Origin of the sequence: Streptomyces violaceusniger Tu 4113, from assembly GCF_000147815.2 — a bacterium.
GTDB classification, from domain to species: domain Bacteria; phylum Actinomycetota; class Actinomycetes; order Streptomycetales; family Streptomycetaceae; genus Streptomyces; species Streptomyces violaceusniger_A.
In genome coordinates this window covers 7,247,437-7,262,988 of record NC_015957.1, presented here as the reverse complement: position 1 = coordinate 7,262,988, position 15,552 = coordinate 7,247,437, and the positions used below count along the sequence as shown (strand labels likewise).

15 protein-coding genes and 3 pseudogenes are annotated in these 15,552 nt (G+C 68.9%); 9 read left to right on the top strand and 9 right to left on the bottom strand.

The features are described from left to right. Positions 1–78: 78 nt before the first annotated feature. A pseudogene (locus STRVI_RS53750) lies at positions 79–1,176 on the top strand (integrase core domain-containing protein). Between the two features lie 18 nt (positions 1,177–1,194). On the opposite strand, the pseudogene STRVI_RS48850 reads toward STRVI_RS53750, so the two are convergent. Next, positions 1,195–1,545, bottom strand: a pseudogene (locus STRVI_RS48850) (hypothetical protein); the annotation flags it as partial. A gap of 447 nt (positions 1,546–1,992) precedes the next feature. On the opposite strand from STRVI_RS48850, the gene STRVI_RS55670 reads away from it, so the two are divergent. The 3 genes from STRVI_RS55670 to STRVI_RS29600 all read left to right on the top strand — a co-directional run bounded on the left by STRVI_RS55670 (position 1,993) and on the right by STRVI_RS29600 (position 4,519). Further along, positions 1,993–2,121, top strand: a complete 129-nt coding sequence (locus tag STRVI_RS55670; protein ID WP_014059296.1) for a hypothetical protein — start codon at positions 1,993–1,995, stop codon at positions 2,119–2,121. Positions 2,122–2,235: 114 nt separating this feature from the next. Then, positions 2,236–3,063: a helix-turn-helix domain-containing protein gene (locus STRVI_RS29605; RefSeq protein WP_014059295.1), complete on the top strand. Its 828-nt coding sequence runs from the start codon at positions 2,236–2,238 to the stop codon at positions 3,061–3,063. Between the two features lie 67 nt (positions 3,064–3,130). Continuing rightward, the gene (locus STRVI_RS29600; protein WP_014059294.1) at positions 3,131–4,519 is read left to right on the top strand and encodes a tryptophanase; all 1,389 of its coding nucleotides are present in this window, start codon (positions 3,131–3,133) and stop codon (positions 4,517–4,519) included. A 74-nt stretch (positions 4,520–4,593) separates the two neighbouring features. On the opposite strand, the gene STRVI_RS29595 is transcribed toward STRVI_RS29600, so the two are convergent. Together STRVI_RS29595 and STRVI_RS29590 are read right to left on the bottom strand one after the other, a co-directional pair. Next, complete coding sequence (locus STRVI_RS29595) at positions 4,594–5,112, bottom strand: GNAT family N-acetyltransferase (RefSeq protein WP_014059293.1); 519 nt, start codon at positions 5,110–5,112, stop codon at positions 4,594–4,596. Further along, a pseudogene (locus tag STRVI_RS29590) lies at positions 5,109–5,708 on the bottom strand (transposase); the annotation flags it as partial. The gene STRVI_RS29595 and the pseudogene STRVI_RS29590, both read right to left, overlap by 4 nt. Positions 5,709–5,809: 101 nt before the next feature. On the opposite strand from STRVI_RS29590, the gene STRVI_RS56115 reads away from it, so the two are divergent. Further along, complete coding sequence (locus tag STRVI_RS56115) at positions 5,810–6,400, top strand: MFS transporter (protein WP_435532593.1); 591 nt, start codon at positions 5,810–5,812, stop codon at positions 6,398–6,400. Positions 6,401–6,814: 414 nt separating this feature from the next. Here STRVI_RS56115 and STRVI_RS29580 read toward each other — a convergent pair whose 3' ends face one another. The 5 genes from STRVI_RS29580 to STRVI_RS29555 all read right to left on the bottom strand — a co-directional run bounded on the left by STRVI_RS29580 (position 6,815) and on the right by STRVI_RS29555 (position 10,912). Continuing rightward, positions 6,815–7,357: a carboxymuconolactone decarboxylase family protein gene (locus STRVI_RS29580; protein ID WP_251982763.1), complete on the bottom strand. Its 543-nt coding sequence runs from the start codon at positions 7,355–7,357 to the stop codon at positions 6,815–6,817. Between the two features lie 226 nt (positions 7,358–7,583). Continuing rightward, complete coding sequence (locus STRVI_RS29575) at positions 7,584–7,865, bottom strand: hypothetical protein (RefSeq protein WP_014059291.1); 282 nt, start codon at positions 7,863–7,865, stop codon at positions 7,584–7,586. 500 nt (positions 7,866–8,365) lie between these two features. Beyond that, positions 8,366–9,154, bottom strand: a complete 789-nt coding sequence (locus STRVI_RS29570) for an ABC transporter permease (RefSeq protein WP_014059290.1) — start codon at positions 9,152–9,154, stop codon at positions 8,366–8,368. A gap of 445 nt (positions 9,155–9,599) precedes the next feature. After that, positions 9,600–10,529 (bottom strand): M48 family metalloprotease, encoded by a 930-nt coding sequence (locus STRVI_RS29560; RefSeq protein WP_043240193.1) that lies wholly within the window; start codon positions 10,527–10,529, stop codon positions 9,600–9,602. An 11-nt stretch (positions 10,530–10,540) separates the two neighbouring features. Next, positions 10,541–10,912 carry a BlaI/MecI/CopY family transcriptional regulator gene (locus STRVI_RS29555; protein WP_014059287.1) on the bottom strand — a complete coding sequence of 124 codons (372 nt, stop codon included), beginning with the start codon at positions 10,910–10,912 and terminating at the stop codon, positions 10,541–10,543. A 121-nt stretch (positions 10,913–11,033) separates the two neighbouring features. On the opposite strand from STRVI_RS29555, the gene STRVI_RS29550 reads away from it, so the two are divergent. Genes STRVI_RS29550 through STRVI_RS29535 form a run of 4 tightly spaced genes read left to right on the top strand, consistent with a single transcriptional unit; the run spans position 11,034 to position 14,498 of the window. Then, positions 11,034–11,717 carry a DedA family protein gene (locus STRVI_RS29550; RefSeq protein WP_014059286.1) on the top strand — a complete coding sequence of 228 codons (684 nt, stop codon included), beginning with the start codon at positions 11,034–11,036 and terminating at the stop codon, positions 11,715–11,717. A 52-nt stretch (positions 11,718–11,769) separates the two neighbouring features. After that, positions 11,770–12,444, top strand: coding sequence for a phosphatase PAP2 family protein (locus STRVI_RS29545; RefSeq protein WP_014059285.1), 675 nt, complete (start codon positions 11,770–11,772; stop codon positions 12,442–12,444). A gap of 9 nt (positions 12,445–12,453) precedes the next feature. Continuing rightward, the gene (locus STRVI_RS29540; RefSeq protein ID WP_014059284.1) at positions 12,454–13,116 is read left to right on the top strand and encodes a response regulator transcription factor; all 663 of its coding nucleotides are present in this window, start codon (positions 12,454–12,456) and stop codon (positions 13,114–13,116) included. Continuing rightward, positions 13,113–14,498 (top strand): sensor histidine kinase, encoded by a 1,386-nt coding sequence (locus STRVI_RS29535; RefSeq protein WP_014059283.1) that lies wholly within the window; start codon positions 13,113–13,115, stop codon positions 14,496–14,498. The genes STRVI_RS29540 and STRVI_RS29535 overlap by 4 nt, the downstream gene beginning before the upstream one ends. A gap of 60 nt (positions 14,499–14,558) precedes the next feature. On the opposite strand, the gene STRVI_RS29530 is transcribed toward STRVI_RS29535, so the two are convergent. Then, positions 14,559–15,392, bottom strand: a complete 834-nt coding sequence (locus STRVI_RS29530; protein WP_043236707.1) for a COG4705 family protein — start codon at positions 15,390–15,392, stop codon at positions 14,559–14,561. Between the last annotated feature and the right edge of the window lie 160 nt (positions 15,393–15,552).

The following is a 15,552-nucleotide window of genomic DNA, read 5'->3' as shown; positions in this document are numbered from 1 at the left end:
TACCGGAGGTCGACCGGCGAAGTCGCCAAAACAGGCGCTCTCGCGAGGCTGGCGCTCACCGCGGCAAGATGATCGACCGTGCTGCTGCGACTGGCTTACCTCGGCGTGACGAACGCGTTCGCGATGCTTCGCCTGCTGCCGATGTCCGACCGGGACAAGTGCGCGGAGATCCTCGCGCTGCGCCACCAGGTCACCGTTTTGGAACGTCAACTCGGCAAGGGGAAGGTCCTGTTCACGCCGAGCGATCGGGCGTTCCTAGCGGCGCTGCTGCACCGGCTGCCACTTCACGTCCTGCGAAGATTACGGCTGCTTGTACGCCCTGACACGGTGCTGCGTTGGCGCCGCACCCTCATCGCGCGCCGCCATGCCGCCTCCTGCCGGCCCAAGCGTCCGGGACGGCCGCGCACGGTGCGCTCGATCCGCGTCCTGGTGCTGCGGCTGGCGAAGGAAAACCCGAGCTGGGGTACAGGCGTCTGCACGGCGAGCTGCTTGTGCTGGGGGTGAAGGTGGGCGCGTCCACCGTCTGGGAGATCTTGAAGGACGCCGGCATCGACCCAGCACCTGAGCGGAACTCCAGTACTTGGGCCACCTTTCTTCGCTCTCAGGCTGATGCCCTGCTGGCCTGCGACTTCCTGGAAACAGTCACTCTGTCGGAGGTACGGATGTACGTGCTCGTGGTGATCGAACACGGCAGTCGCCGGATCCGGTTCCTGGGCGCCACCGCGCATCCGAGCGCATCCTGGGTAGCGCAGGCGGCGAAGAACCTCGTCATGGACCTCGAAGACCTCGGCTGCCGGGCACGGTTCATGATCCGGGACCGGGACGGGAAGTTCCCCGACCTCTTCGATGCCGTCCTCAAGGACGCGGGGATCGACGTCGTGCTCAGCGGCATCCAGATACCCGAGGATGAACTCGATCATGGAGCGCTGGGAACAGACCTGTCGCCGCGAGCTACTGGACCGGACGTTGATCTGGAACCAGCGACACCTTCTCCACGCCCTGCGCGAGTTCGAGCAGTTCTACAACGGACACCGACCACACCAGGGCATCGCGAACGCCAGACCGCTACAGCCCTTGCCCCCGCCGATCGACGACCCGGACACATTAGCCCGCCTCAACATACGTCGACGCGATCGCCTCGGCGGCATCCTCCACGAGTACCGGAATGCGGCTTGACCTCCACGGGTGAGGTTTCCGGCAAGGGCAGTCGTAGGTGAAGGCGTAGTGGGCGCCGTCCGGGTCGGTGCGAGTGGCGGGCTGATCGAAGTGGGTGTGGGTGTAGGTGGTGGTGTGTCCAGCCTGGTCGGTGTGGCGGGCCAGGTTGCCTTCGGTGTCCCATTGCCATACTTCGCGGCCGCCGTCGGGACTCTCGCGCCAGGCAGGTTTGCCTTCGATGGTCCAGCCGTGGCGGGTGGTGTGACCTAGGGGGTCGGTGACGGCCGTGACCTGGCCGTGAGGGCCTCGGCGGAAGTGCGTGGTGTGACCTAGGGGGTCGGTGATGGCGGCTGGGAGGCCAGCAGCGTTGGTGGCGACCTGGGTGGTGTACGCGCACGCGCAGTTCCTGGTCGAGGAGAAGAAGGCCGACTACATCGCGATCGTGAAGGACAACCATCCCAAGCTGCACGGCTTCCTCAAGTCGCTGCCCTGGAACCAGATCTCCCTCGGCCACGCCACCCGCGAGAAGGGGCACGGCCGTGACGAGATCCGCCGCCTCAAAGCCGTCCAGGTCCCACGCCGGCTGCGGCTCCCGCATGCCGCCCAGGCGATCAAGGTCACCCGCCGTCGGCGCGACCTGAACAGCGGGAAGATCCAGATCGAGCACGTCTCTGCCGTCACCTGCCACGATGCGTTCACCCGCAAGCGACGCCCAGCTCTCCCGAGCCGTGCGCGAGCACAGGCACGTCGAGGCCCATCGAGGCCTATCACCACGTCCGGGACACCACCCTCGCCGAGGACGCCTCCAAGATCCGTACTGAGAGCACGCCCCGCGCGATGGCCACTTTCCGCAACCTCGCGATCGCCCTGGCCCGCCTCACCGGCTGGACCAACACCGCCCACGCCACCGACTACTACGAGTCACACCCCGACCACGCATTCGACCTCATCCATCCCGGTAGGTGAGAGCGCAGACACCTCGGGGTGACCAGGGCGCATCGGAATTTTTCTTCAATGCTCCGCTGCCGGCAGGTGGCATCCTGAACGTCGGCAGAAAGCCGCTGAGCACGGTGGAAAAGCATGACAAGGAAAGCCAGCAGCAAGATCGACTACTTCACGTCGGCCGCGAGCGGCGTCGAGTTCCTCCTCGGCCGACTGGACGGGTACCGGTACTCCCCGCACCTGCACGACACCTTTATCGTCGCGGCACTTTCCCACGGCGTCGCTGCGCTCTCGATCGGCGGCCGGCCCTACAGCCCACGGGTGGCACAGTTGATCTTCTGTAACCCCTTCGAGGTCCACGACGGCGCGGCGCGCGGCGGCGGTCTGAGCTACCGAGCGAGCTATCCGTCAGAACCTCTCCTGCACCGCATCGCCGCTGAGAGCGCAGCGGCTCCCCTGCGCGGGGCGGTCCGTTTTACCGAGCCTGTGGTGGACGATCCTGTGGGCTCGGCCATGTTCCTTAAGGCGCACGAGAGTTCACGGCGCGGTGAGTGCACACTCGAGGCAGAGGAAAGCCTCTTCACGACGTACGCATACTGCCTGTCACGCTATGCGGGCGTCCGCTTGGCGGAAGCCGGGCAGGAGGACGGCCCCATCGATCGTGCCGTGACGCTGCTGTGCGACGACTACGCCGCCAAAGTGACGCTTTCGGACTTCATCGATGAGGCAAGAGTCCCACGGCAGCGACTCATCAGCGCGTTCCGCCGCCGGACGGGGCTCACGCCGCATGCTTTTCTCGTCAATCGGCGCATCATCGCCGCGAAGCAGCTCCTACGCAGTGGCGAGCAGGCGTCCGCCGTGGCGGTGAGTACCGGTTTCAGCGATCAAGCCCACCTGATCAGGACGTTCAAAGCGCGCATCGGTGTCACGCCCGGCGCCTATCAGCAGGCCGTTCGGGAACGGTGACGGCCCGCCGCCATCCCCCTCCTTGCTTGCAGCGCCCCTACGGGCCACACTTTTGGGAGTACGCAGCATGTCCAGGCGCCTGCCGGAACCGTTTCGCATCAAGGTCGTCGAACCCATCCGGATGACGACGCGGAGCCACCGCGAGGAGGTACTGCACCGCGCAGGCCTCAACCTCTTCTCCCTCAGCAGCGACGACGTCTACATCGACCTTCTTACCGACAGCGGCACCGGAGCGTTGAGCGATCGGCAGTGGGGCGGCCTTGTCACCGGCGACGAGGCGTATGCGGGCAGCAGGAGCTTCCACCGGCTGCAGGACACCATCTCCCGGATACTCGGTTTTCCCCTGACCATTCCCACCCATCAGGGGCGGGCCGCCGAAAACATCCTCTTCCCCGAACTGGTCGCGCGCTGCGGGTCGCCTTCGCCGGTCTTCATCTCCAACTTCCATTTCGAGACGACCAAAGCGCACGTGGAACTCACCGGTGCGCGGGCCGTCAACACCCTGACCCCCGACGCACTGGACACTGGCACGTACCACCCGTGGAAAGGAAACTTCGACCTTCCGGCGCTCACTTCCGCCATCGAGCAGCATGGCGCTGCGAACGTGGCCGGTGTCATCGCCACCATCACCTGCAACACCTCCGGCGGACAGCCCATGTCGGTCGCCAACCTGCGCGAGGTCTCGTCCCACTGCCGCAACCTGGGCATCCCGGTCATCCTCGACATCGCACGCTTCGCCGAAAACGCCTGGTTCGTCAAGCACCGCGAGGAGGAGTTCAAGGACAGCGCCATATCCCACATCGTGGCGGAGACCATGGCCTGCGGAGACATCGCCGTCGCATCCGCCAAGAAGGACGGCCTGGTGAACATCGGCGGCTTCTGCGCCTTCCGCGAGGACGGCGCGCTGTACCAGAGGGCCCAGCAACGCTGCCTGCTGACAGAAGGCTTCATCACCTACGGAGGGCTGGCAGGCCGCGACATGGAAGCGCTCGCCATCGGCCTGGAGGAGGCGATCGATCCCGACTACCTCAGCTACCGGATCGGACAGGTCGCCTACCTCGGTGAGCGTCTGCGCGCAGCCGGCATCCCGATTCAACACCCCACGGGAGGCCACGCGGTCTTCGTCGATGCTGGGGCCATGCTGCCCCACCTGGCCTACGACCAGTTCCCCGGGCACGCCCTCGCCTGCGCCCTGTACCTGGAAGCGGGCGTCAGATCAGTTGAGATCGGGTCGCTGCTGCTCGGCCGAAACCCGGACACCGGCGTACAAGAGAAGGCGCCACTCGAACTGCTGCGGCTCACCATTCCGCGCCGCGCCTACACCAACGACCACATGGACTATGTGGCCGACGCGCTGATTGAGGTGGCGGCCAGGTCAACCACGATCAGCGGCATCCGCTTCGACTACGAGCCGCCGGTGATGCGCAACTTCACTGGCCGCTACCGCTGGGTCTGACCAGCCCCGCTACGCGAGGCAGCGGCCACGCCAGCATGATCAGAGTAATAGTCAAGACCTGTGGATCGTTGAAGTTATCGCCTGATGCTCCGGCGCCATCGGATCTCGCCTTCGTGCCATTCGTCGGTGGGTGTGAGCCCGGCGGCAGTGGCGACGGCAGCGGATGCCCGATGTTCGGGGTGGATGTGGGCGATGACGGTGTGCACCGGCTGCCGGCCGAGCCAGTCGACGAGTCCTCGGGCTGCTTCGGTGGCGATGCCTCTACCCTGCCACGGGGTCCCCACCACCCAGGCGATCTCGGCGATGGGGCCGTGGTCGGAGGGGCTGACCGTCGCCTGGACTGTGCCCGTCAGGCAGGACTTGTCGCGGAGCCGGATCACCCAGTTCAGCCAGGAGATGGCCGGGTCGGGAGAGCCTGCGGTCATGCGCTGGTAGCGCGAGCGCAGGGCTTGCGGGGTGTCCGGAGTGCCGCCGATGAAGGTGTGCAGGGCCGGATCGGACAGCACCGCGGCCATCTCCTCGGCATGCTCGACATGCAGCGGCAGCAGGTCCATCCGCCTGGTGCTGATGGCCCGGGCCGCGAGGGTACTCACGCCGCGACCACCGATGGGCGTTCGATGAGCTGACCGCGTTCGAAGCGGGCTCCGGCGCGGACGAGGGCGACGAGGTGGGGCGCGTTCACCGCCCGCCATCGCTGCTGGGCGGACTCGACGAGTTTGAAGACCATGGCCAGGGCGGCGGTGCGGGAGCCGGCGCCGCGGGTGACCTTGGTCCGCAGCCGGACGGTGGCGAACCTCGACTCGATCGGGTTTGTGGTCCGCAGATGGATCCAGTGCTCGGCCGGGAAGTCGTAGAACGCCAGGAGTCCGGCCTCGTCGTCGTTGATCTTCTTGACGGCCTTGGGGAACTTCGCGCCGTAGAGCTGGGCGAACGTCTTGATCGCCTTGACCGGGTGGTCGCGGTCTTCGGCGCTGTCGATGTCCTGGATGGCCTTCTTCACGCCCGGCTGCGCGGACGTTGGCATGGAGTCACGCTCATCAACCAACTCGGCTATGCAGGCGTTGACTTCGGCCCCCAGCGCGGCGGCCGGCATCCGCCGTGCGCCTTCCCGGACAACCTCATCCAGCAGCGAACTGCCGCTTGGCGTGGTGCCGTCCTCGTTGACTACCGTAAGCACGGGCGTGCCTTCCCGACCGGCGCTGCAACGTCGGCCTTGCTCGATGACCTATCGATCGATCCATCGGGAAGGTACGCCTCCTTCCGTCAGGAGTGATCCACAGGTACTGAGCATTGCTCGGTCGCCTTCCTCGCAGCCTTCTGCTTCGTCGAACTGCGTACCAGGGAACCACTGGTCGATCTGCGCTTCGTGCTCAGACGTGGCGTGGCCCCCCTGTACGGGGGCGCATTGTTGGTCGGCGTCGCCATGTCGCCAACCAGATCAGCGGCCGGCTCACCCGCGGCGGGCACGGGGTCACGGCGGCCGCCGCGGGCTTCGCCGTCGCCGCCGTTGGATACGGGCTGCTCATCTGCTGGCACGACCATCTCGCACAAGTTGTCACCGGGACCGTGGTCACCGGGCTCGGCTTCGGCCTGATCATCACGGCCCTGCCCGCCCTGGTCGTCGACCGCTCGCCGGCCGGGCAGACCGCGGTGACCAGTGGCTTCTACCAGATCGGACGGAACGTGGGCGGAAGCGTCGGGGGCGCGATCTTCGCTGCGGTCCTTGCCACCAGGACCGAGGCGGGGGAGTCCTACCCCGCGACCGGTGGTTACGTGGCGGTATGGGGCGTCTGTGCTGCCCTGCTCGTGATCGGCGCGGTCCTCAGCCTCCGGGCCGTTGCCGCTCGATCGGACGCCGAAGCGAAGCAGCCGGTGGCGTGACCGCGCCGAAGTCAGGACCTGATCGCTGCCGTACGACGTGGCTTACGCCGACTTCAGTACCGCAGCGACGTGATCGACGGCTGCCTCACCAGCACCGGCCTTGCCCGCACCCCACCATGACGTCACCACGCTTTCAACCTCAGTGGCTGCGTTGAGGACGTGGTGTCACCACGGGTAGCGGCCGGGGACTGCGCGACGCGCGTGATGGCGTCCCGGTCCGAGGACGATGCCTGTGATGCCGGGTCGTCCCCGCAACCAGGCGGGGGACGACCCGGAGTACGGAGCCATGCCGTCGGGCCAGGGTGTCCAGCGTGCGCTCAGCCTGTCGGCGTGGGGCCTGTTTCAGCGGCGGCGGGCTGTGCAGCCCGTGTCTGCAGGCGATCTGGCGCGGGGCCACCGGCTTTCACTGGTGCTTCAGATGGCCAGCGCCACCAGAAAGCGAGAAACCATATTGTAAGCTGCGACCGTGGCGACTGCTTCCACTGTCTTGGCCTCACCGAACAGGCGCTTCAGTTCTTCGATGACCTCAGCATCTACGTCGACCTGCTTAGTGGACTGGTCGGTGAGCGTGATGAGGGCGCGCTCTTCTTCGTTGAAGATTACGCTACCTCCACTCTGTTTCTGCAGGGCATCGCACTTCTCCTCTGTGCCGCCCGCCTGCAAGTATGCCGGGTAATGCACATCCCATTCGAATTCGGCATTGTTCAGCACGGCAACCCGCAGCATGATCAGTTCGCGGTACTCCAGATCCAGGCTGAACTCCGCGCGAACCCGGCCCAGTAGCCCGTTCCAGCCTGTTGCGAGCGGGAAACTCCTCAGAAGTACCCGATCAATGCCGATCAGCTCGCCGTCGGGTCGACGACCCCGCATACCCGCAAGCAAATCAGACGGGGGAGGAGGGAAATCGCCGTCTTGCCACGGGGTGACTCGCACATCGCTCATGCTGCGCTCTTTCATGGAGAATCATTTCGCCACGCAATCGGGCGAGGATAACTGGCAGGGCTGTTACCAGTGCCTTGGTGAGGCTCTGGGGCGGCATACAGAGGGTCGGCACTCCCGCCACCGGGAATCGGTATCCGGTTTCGGGCTTGGTACCGCCGTTCTCACCGCTGTACCGGGCAATGACGGTCGAGACGCATCCGGGGGGCGGGAGCGATGTTCGCAGCCGCCGGTGTCCGGTACGTCAGACGGTGTCGTAGACGCGTACGTCGGGATCCGTCCGCAACAGCGGCGCGAGTTCGCCCACGACGTCCTGGGTGAACAGCTCGCTGTCCAGGTACGCCCTGGCGTCCGTCAGGGTCTGGAAGCAGTGGAGCACCTGCACGTCTTCATCCCGGACGAGGAGTTCCTTGCCGGTGGCGCCGGCGATGGTGTCCAGGAACTGCTGCTTGTACTTCTCGTAGACGGTCGCCGCCGCGGGACGGTTGGCCGGGTCCACGTGCAGTGTGATCTCAAGATAGGCCATGGCTATGGCTGCCTTTCTGGCTGGTCGAGTGTGCTGCGGAACTATCGCAGCACGACGGCCAAGTTAGGCACGCACCATAAGATCCGGTAGAGGCGTTCGCTGAATCACGGCATAAGCGTTGCATATGGCTAACGGGATGCGCCGAGTGCCTGTGCCAGAAGAGTGAGGTCTGTGCGCAGCGCGGAGTCCGGGTTCCACACGGCCTCGAAGGAGATCTACACCTCGCGGCCCTCGTTCAGCAGGGGACGGTGGGGGACATCCGGTGAGGTGAGTTTCGACTGGGGAATCATTGCCGAGCCCAGTCCGAGACCCTGTGCCGTTCAGAAATGCCTGCACATCGCCGGCGTCACCGCACACCCCACCGCGGCCTGGGCCACCGCACCCGTGTCCTCGGTGGCGCGATCAACGAGTACAGATATGCCTCTTGATCAGGAGCGACGTTTATTCGAGCCCCACAGGTTGCCGGCACGGGCCGGCCGACCATGACGACGAGACGGGCCTCACCTGTGACCGTCCTTGGGGCGGTGGAGGTGGCCGCGAGCGACGAGTTCGACGGTGCAGGCGACGGCCACCGCCTGGATCGCCATCAGGGCGACGAGGACGAACAGTTGCACGGCTCCCGCGGCGGTGGGGCTGGCCCCGCCCAGCAGCATGCCGACAAAGGCGCCCGGGAGCGTCACCAGTCCAACGGTGCGCGTCTGGTCGAGACCGGGCAGCAGGGCGTCCGAGGCGGCCGGGCGGGCGATCTCCATCCGTGCGTCCCGGTCCGACAGCCCCAGGGCCAGGCCCGCCTCGAACTCGCCGTGCCGCAGACTCAGTTCGTCCAGCGACCGCCGTCCCGACAGCACGGTCGCGGTCAGCGCTCCGCCGATGAAGATTCCGGTCACCGGAATCAGCACGATGCCCTTCAGGGGCACCAGGCCGGTCAGCAGCAGCAGGCTCACCACCGGCAGCACGCTCAGCGCGATGGGCCACAGTGCCAACCACCACGACCGGTCCGGTGTCAGGCGCCGCCCGGCGGTCCACACCGCCACGCCCAGCATCAAGACCAAGAAGGCCACCGTCGCGAGGCCCGAGACCACCACCTTCGTGATGACCGCGGAAACGGCGGCCAACTGGAGCGTGGCACGCACACCGGCCAGCAGAACCTGCCGGGCCCGGTGGGTGTGTACGTCCGGCGACAGATGGAAGAGGGCAACGGCCGCGATCGCGGCCAGGAGGAGGACGACGAGCAGTACGGCCAGTGTGGTGTTGACCGGCAGAAGGGAGGAGGCTGCGTTCAGGCGCATGGTGCGGGCTACCTTCCGTGACGGCTTCCGCTGTCGTCCGCGCCACGTTGCTGGTGATCGTGGTCGACAACACGGTGCTCACGTGGCGCTCCCCGCGAGCGGAGTGGCGTTCGCCGCGTTCGCGGACGGCCACGAAGCGAGCGGGGGTCGCTACCGCGACCCGGTCCGGTTCTGTGCGATCTGCACATTGAGGTGCAGGTCTTCGACGGCATCCGCCGGGCCGGCCCCCGAGGCCGCCAGACAGCACGGCAGCGCGGCAGCGGGGATGAGCCTCCAGCAACCGACCCGGCCCCCCTGTGCGGTGTCATCGGCATGGACGAGAGCCTTCACACGGCGGGGCACGGCGCCGCCGGTCGCCGCGAGGATCGCTCCGCGGCGGGCGGCCGGGCTCCGCACGGCCGATTCTCTGAACGGGTCGGGTTCGAGGGTACCCACGGTCGGTCGGTCAGGGGCTCGCCTCGCCTTGGGCGACTTCGACGTCATGGTGGAAGGTGAGCACATCGGTCGTCGCGGCGCCCGCCGACAGGAGTGCGCAGACGACGAGGAGCAGCGCCGTCCAGCGCCTGGCCGGGGCCGGCCGTGCCGCGGGCGCCAGGAGCGCGGCGACGCGCTGGGGGACCGGGCCGCCGGTCGCCCCGGAGGCGAAGTCCGGGCGGGCGGAACGGGAGTCGTGGCCGGCCAGCGCGGCGCGGGCGATGGCCCTGGCCGTGAGGTGCCGGTCGCCGACGGCGCCGGCGGCGGCCTCGTCGGCGGCGCGTTCGGCGGCGAACCGGATGTCGGTGCGCAGCCCGCGCAGGGCGGGGTGGCAGTGGGCGGCGATTTCGGCGGCGGCGAGGAAATAGTGGTGGCCGCCCCGGTTGTGGGCGCGTTCGTGGGCGAAGAGGGCCTCGCGCTCGGCCGGGCCGAGGCTGCGCAGCATGCCGGTGGTGACGACGATGCGCTGCGGGCGGCCGGGCAGCGCGTAGGCGTCCGGGTAGGGCGAGTCGATGACGCACAGGTCGCCCACGGCAGGGCGGGCTTCGGCCTGGGTGCGGGCAGCGCGGAAGGCGCCGACCTGGCGAACGGCCGAACGCCCCAGAGCCCACGCGCCGACGGTGAGCGCGCCGGTGGCCAGCGAGGCAGCGGGAAGAATGAGCAGGTCGGAGGGCGTGTGCAGGGGATGGACAAGCTCGCCGAGCGCCGCGAAGAGAGGAAACCTGAACAGTCCGGTCAGCACGAGGGCGCCCAGGGCGGCCACGCACGCACCGGCCAGTACCAGGGCGGAGACGGTCAGCACCCACAGCGCGGTGACCGGGTCCAGGCGGGCGAGGGCGCGCCGGGCCGACGCTGGTGCCGCGAAGGGCAGCAGCAGGGGAACCAGCAGCAGGGGAACCAGCAGCAGGGCGATCACTGCGCGTCCCCCTCCAGCAGCCGCCGCAGCACCTGCTCGTCGTCGGAGCTGAGCTGGGCGACGAACCGGGCCAGAACCGTCTCCCGGTCGGTGTCCCGCGCCAGCTCCCCGTGCATGCGCCGGGCGGTGAGCCCGGGGGCGTCCTGGACGGCGAAGTAGGCGTAGCCGCGGCCCAGCCGCTCCCGACCGACGACGCCCTTGTCGTGCAGGCGGGACAGGATCGTCGTCACCGTCGTACGCGCCAGGCCGACACCGAGCTCGCGCTGCACGCGGCCGGGGGTGAGCGGCGCGTCAGCGGCCCACAGGGCCGCCATGACGGCGGCTTCCAGCTCGCCCGCCGGACGCCGTTCGTCCTTCTCGTCGGTCATGGGAACGTTCCTCACCCCGCCATCGTCTACAGTTCAGCAGACCGTCTACAGGATTGTAGTCAATGGGGTGCCGTCCCGGCCGCACCCCGTCCGTCCATCCAGTATGAGAGGGCTCGCGCCGATGGCCGCACCCCCCTTCGCCGAAGCATCGCAGCTCGCGGTGAACATCCTCAGCGCCCAGTCCCTGCTGTCCGCCTTTGGCGTAGTGGGGGTCGGCGTGGTGCTGTTCGCCGAGACGGGCCTGCTGATCGGCTTCTTCCTGCCAGGTGACTCGCTGCTGTTCACGGCCGGACTGCTGTGCACCGGGACCGCCGACCAGGGTGTGCGGCTCTCCCTCGGCCCACTCCTGATCGCCGCCGCCGTGGGCGCGCTCACCGGTGCGCAGTGGGGGTATCTGCTCGGCCGGAAGGCGGGCGGAGCGCTGCTCGCCCGCAGCCGCTCGCCCCGGCTGCACGAGGGCGCCCAACGGGCCGAGGAGCTGTTGGAGCGGTACGGGTACGCGAAGGCGATCGTGCTGGCCCGTTTCGTGCCGGTGGTGCGCACGGTGCTGAATCCGCTGGCGGGCGCCCTTGGCGTCCCGGCCCGGACGTTCACGGTGTGGCAGATGGCCGGCGGGCTCGTGTGGAGTCTGGGACTGACGCTCGCCGGGTACGGGCTCGGGTCCTCCGTCCCCAGCATCGACACGTACCTGCTCCCGGTGATCGCGCTCATCGTGATCGTGTCACTGATCCCGCTCGCCGCGGAGCTGTACCGCTCCCGCAAGGCCAAGGCGGGCTCCCGCAAGGCCAAGGCGGCGAGGCGATGATCCTCGCTGCCGACGGTTCGCGGCACGCATGGCCGCGGCCCCTGCTGATGCCATGAAGCGCAGAGACCCCGCCGGACTGGCCGGGGGCATCGGCCTGGCCTCGTGGCTGGCGTTCGGCGTGCTGAGCATGGTCGTCATCGGCCACCACGGCGCCCCGCTGCTCATGGACCATGGCCTGCTGGCCTGGTCCGTGGGCCACCGCCCCGAGGTGGCGGTGGCCCTGGCCCGCGGGCTGACCGCGACCGGAACCGGTGTGACCCCGTACGTGCTCGTCGCCGTGGCCGGAGTCCTCGTGGGACGGACGCTGCCGCATCGGCTCCTCGCCGCGGCATCGGGCCTCGCCTGTCTCGGTGCCGGCCAAGCCCTCCGGTACGGCGTGGTGACGTGGATCGCGCGGGCACGCCCGCCGCACACGGACTGGGACACGCACGCCTCGGGCTGGTCGTTCCCCTCCGGCCACGCCACCACGGCGGCTCTCACCGCAGGACTGGTGATCCTCGCGGTATGGGTGCGCGCCCCGCGCGGGAGAACGACGGTCTGCCTGGTGGTCGGCTGCTGGGGCGCGCTGGTGGGACTGACCCGCGTGTACCTGGGGGTGCACTGGTTCACCGATGTGATCGGTGGCTGGTTGTTCGCCGTCGGCTGGCTCGGAGTGTGCCTGTGCGCGGCGATCCGGTGGCCGCCCACATGGTTCGTCACGGAAGCGCACTCGGGGACGAAGGAGTGATGGAGGACCATGGGCCACAGAATCCTGGTCGTCGAGGATGATCACGCCCTGCGTGACGTACTGCTGCGCGGGCTGCGCGAGGAAGGCTTCGGCACGGTGCCGGCCCCGGACGGTGCCACCGCCCTGCGCCTGGCCGCCGGAGACATCGCCGCGGCCGTGCTCGACGTCGGGCTGCCCGACGCGGACGGGCGGGACGTATGCCAGGCGATGCGCGCGGGCGGATTCCTGTTCCCCGTCATCTTCCTGACTGCCCGTCATGGGCTCGCCGACCGGTTGTCCGGGTTCTCCTCCGGGGGCGACGACTATCTGCCCAAGCCGTTCCACCTCGCCGAACTCGCCGCCCGGCTGCGCGCCGCGCTCAAGCGCGCCGGGCCCGACCCCACGACCACCGCCGGGGATCTGGTCCTCGACCCCGTCCGGCACAGCGTCACCGTCGACGAGGCCCAGGTCGACCTGACCCCGACGGAGTTCCGACTGCTGGCCGCCCTCATGGCGGCCTCCGGCGGCGTCGTGCGCCGGCGTGAGCTGGTCCGGGCGGGCTGGCCCGAGGGCGCACAGGTCAGCGACAACACCCTCGACCAGTACGTGACCCGGCTGCGCCGCAAACTGGGCGAAGCCCGCAGTGAGCTGACGATCGGCACCGCCCGCGGGATCGGCCACCGCCTGTCATGACCGCCGTGCTCGCCCGGCTCGCGCCACGCACCCTGCGCGGCCGCCTCTCCCTGGTCGCCCTGACCACCGCCGCGCTGCTGATGACGTTCCTGACCGTGGCGTTGAACACCGTGGTCCGCCACCACCTCCAGCGCCAGGCGGACGAAGAGCTGCGCACCCGGGCGGCCGCCGTGGCCACGACCGTCGACACGAGCGGTCCGACGGTGCGAGTCCAGGAGTCCCCCAACGACGGGCTCCTCGACACCAACGTGTGGATCTACACGGGCACCCGGCTGCTCGAACAGCCGCCGTCCCCCGCCGCTTCGCTGACCCACGCCGCCGATCAGCTCGCCGCCCGCGGCGGGCGGGACTGCACCACCACCTCCGCCACCGGCCACGCGCCCGGACGCATACGGCTATGTGCCCAGCCGCTGCGGAGCGGCGACAACCCGGCCACGGTGGTCACGGCCCTGGACCTGGCCCCCTACCGCAGTTCCGCGGACACCCTGCTTCTGGGGTCACTCGCCCTGGATGCGACGATGCTCGGCTGCACCTACGCCCTCACCCGGCTGGCGGTGGGCCGAGCGCTGCGCCCCGTACGCACCATGACCGACCAGGCCACCCAGCGGAACACCGTCACCTCCGAGGAGCGCTTCGGGACGGTGCGGCGCCCGGTCGAGCTCGCCCGCCTGGGCACCTCCCTGGACACACTTCTGGACCGCATCCGCACGGTACTGCGCCACGAGCGGCAGCTCACCGGCGAACTCTCACACGAACTGCGCACCCCGCTCAGCCGGATCGTCGCCGAGCTGGACTGGTGGCAGGCCCGGCCGCGCTCGACCGCCGAGACCCGCGCCACCCACCAGGTCATCGCCGACGCCACGCGGTCCATGCGGACGATCTGCGACACCCTCCTGGACGACGCCCGCGGCGGCACGCACACCGCGGGCACGGCCGAGGTCCGGCTCGTACTGCGCCGTCTCGTCGAACACCTCGACGTCCCGGACCATGTGACGATGAGCCTCGACGATCACCACACCCGTCAGGCCGACCCCGCCGTACACCTGGAAGCCGGAGTCCCTCCGGCCCTTCTCGAACGCATCGTCAGCCCGCTGCTCGCCAACGCCCTCCGGTACGCCCGGTCCAGCGTCGTCGTTCGTACGGCCCGCGAATCCGGCATCGTACGCGTCGACATCACCGACGACGGGCCCGGCGTACCGAGGCCGTTCGTCGACCAGCTCTTCCAGCCGGGCCGGCGAGCCGATCCCGGTGACGGACACCGCGGAGCGGGCCTCGGACTGCCGCTCGCGCGACGCCTGGCCCGCTCAGCCGGTGGTGAGGTCTCCTATGACCGCGGGCACACGCCCGGGGCGAGGTTCATGGTCAGCCTGCCGCCCGGCTGACCGCGTGGCCCGTCCCTGGGGACCGGCGGTCCGAACGCGTACCGAACGGCTGCCGACCGCTCACGCCGCCCGCTCCTCGAGCCGCTCCCGCTCGATGACGTCCTTCCGTGTCACCGACAGATACACGACCAGGCCGAGGATGACCGCCAGGAACAGCACGCTGGTGACCACGGTGCCAAGGCCCAGGCCGCCGTCCCCGGTCGGCTGGGAGAGGTAGTCGCCCACCGATGCGCCGAGCGGGCGGGTGAGCACGTACGCGATCCAGAAGCTCCACACCGCGTTCAGGTCGAGCGTGAAGTGCGCCACCGCGACGGCGGCGATCGCCAGGGCGAACATCACCGCGGACAGCCAGTAGCCCAGGTCCATGCGCTCGGCCACCAGGTCGCCCGCCGCGGTACCCAGCGCGAAGGTGAACAGCACCGCGAGCCAGTAGAAGGACTCGCGGCTCAGGGAGTCGATGCTGTGGATGGACAGAGTCCGCTCGCGGCGGTACCAGACGATGAACACGATCGCGAGGGCGACCGCGAACACGGTGGTGCTCGTCGTCAGCGGTACGCCCATGTTGTCGGTGAGGTTGTCACTGATCAGAGTGCCGACGATGCTGATCAGGGCCACGGCGAGCCAGTACACGCCCGGCCGGTACGCGGCGGTGCGGAACTGGACGACCAGCACAACCGCCAGCAGCGCGCTCATCAGCAGCGACACACCGGTCAGGCCCAGGCCCAGCTTCTCGTTCAGCATGTCGGCCGCGGTCTCGCCCACCGTCGTGCACAGCACCTTGATCACCCAGAAGTACACGGTGACTTCGGGCACCTTGTTCCAGCGGATGCGGTGACCGGGCGGGGCAGCGGCAGGGCCGCGGGCCGTGGAGGTCTCAGGAGTCTCGGATGTCATGAGGCCCGACCGTGCCACCGAATACCTGAACACATCCTGACTCCGTACGGCGCCTCAACGGGCTCGAAGCCAGACGGTCGGAAGCCGGTAGCCGAGTACCGAGGAAGGCGCCGCGCCGCCACGTGCGCCCGCCAAGGTGAGGGCGTCAGCGCACGCCGCG

What these genes read in the sequence shown, in the direction of transcription:
- STRVI_RS55670 (WP_014059296.1), top strand. Translation starts at nt 1,993, where the DNA reads ATGGCCACTTTCCGCAACCTCGCGATCGCCCTGGCCCGCCTCACCGGC.
- STRVI_RS29605 (WP_014059295.1), top strand. Translation starts at nt 2,236, where the DNA reads ATGACAAGGAAAGCCAGCAGCAAGATCGACTACTTCACGTCGGCCGCG.
- STRVI_RS29600 (WP_014059294.1), top strand. Translation starts at nt 3,131, where the DNA reads ATGTCCAGGCGCCTGCCGGAACCGTTTCGCATCAAGGTCGTCGAACCC.
- STRVI_RS29580 (WP_251982763.1), bottom strand. Translation starts at nt 7,357, where the DNA reads ATGAAAGAGCGCAGCATGAGCGATGTGCGAGTCACCCCGTGGCAAGAC.
- STRVI_RS29575 (WP_014059291.1), bottom strand. Translation starts at nt 7,865, where the DNA reads ATGGCCTATCTTGAGATCACACTGCACGTGGACCCGGCCAACCGTCCC.
- STRVI_RS29570 (WP_014059290.1), bottom strand. Translation starts at nt 9,154, where the DNA reads ATGCGCCTGAACGCAGCCTCCTCCCTTCTGCCGGTCAACACCACACTG.
- STRVI_RS29555 (WP_014059287.1), bottom strand. Translation starts at nt 10,912, where the DNA reads ATGACCGACGAGAAGGACGAACGGCGTCCGGCGGGCGAGCTGGAAGCC.
- STRVI_RS29550 (WP_014059286.1), top strand. Translation starts at nt 11,034, where the DNA reads ATGGCCGCACCCCCCTTCGCCGAAGCATCGCAGCTCGCGGTGAACATC.
- STRVI_RS29545 (WP_014059285.1), top strand. Translation starts at nt 11,770, where the DNA reads ATGAAGCGCAGAGACCCCGCCGGACTGGCCGGGGGCATCGGCCTGGCC.
- STRVI_RS29540 (WP_014059284.1), top strand. Translation starts at nt 12,454, where the DNA reads ATGGGCCACAGAATCCTGGTCGTCGAGGATGATCACGCCCTGCGTGAC.
- STRVI_RS29535 (WP_014059283.1), top strand. Translation starts at nt 13,113, where the DNA reads ATGACCGCCGTGCTCGCCCGGCTCGCGCCACGCACCCTGCGCGGCCGC.
- STRVI_RS29530 (WP_043236707.1), bottom strand. Translation starts at nt 15,392, where the DNA reads ATGACATCCGAGACTCCTGAGACCTCCACGGCCCGCGGCCCTGCCGCT.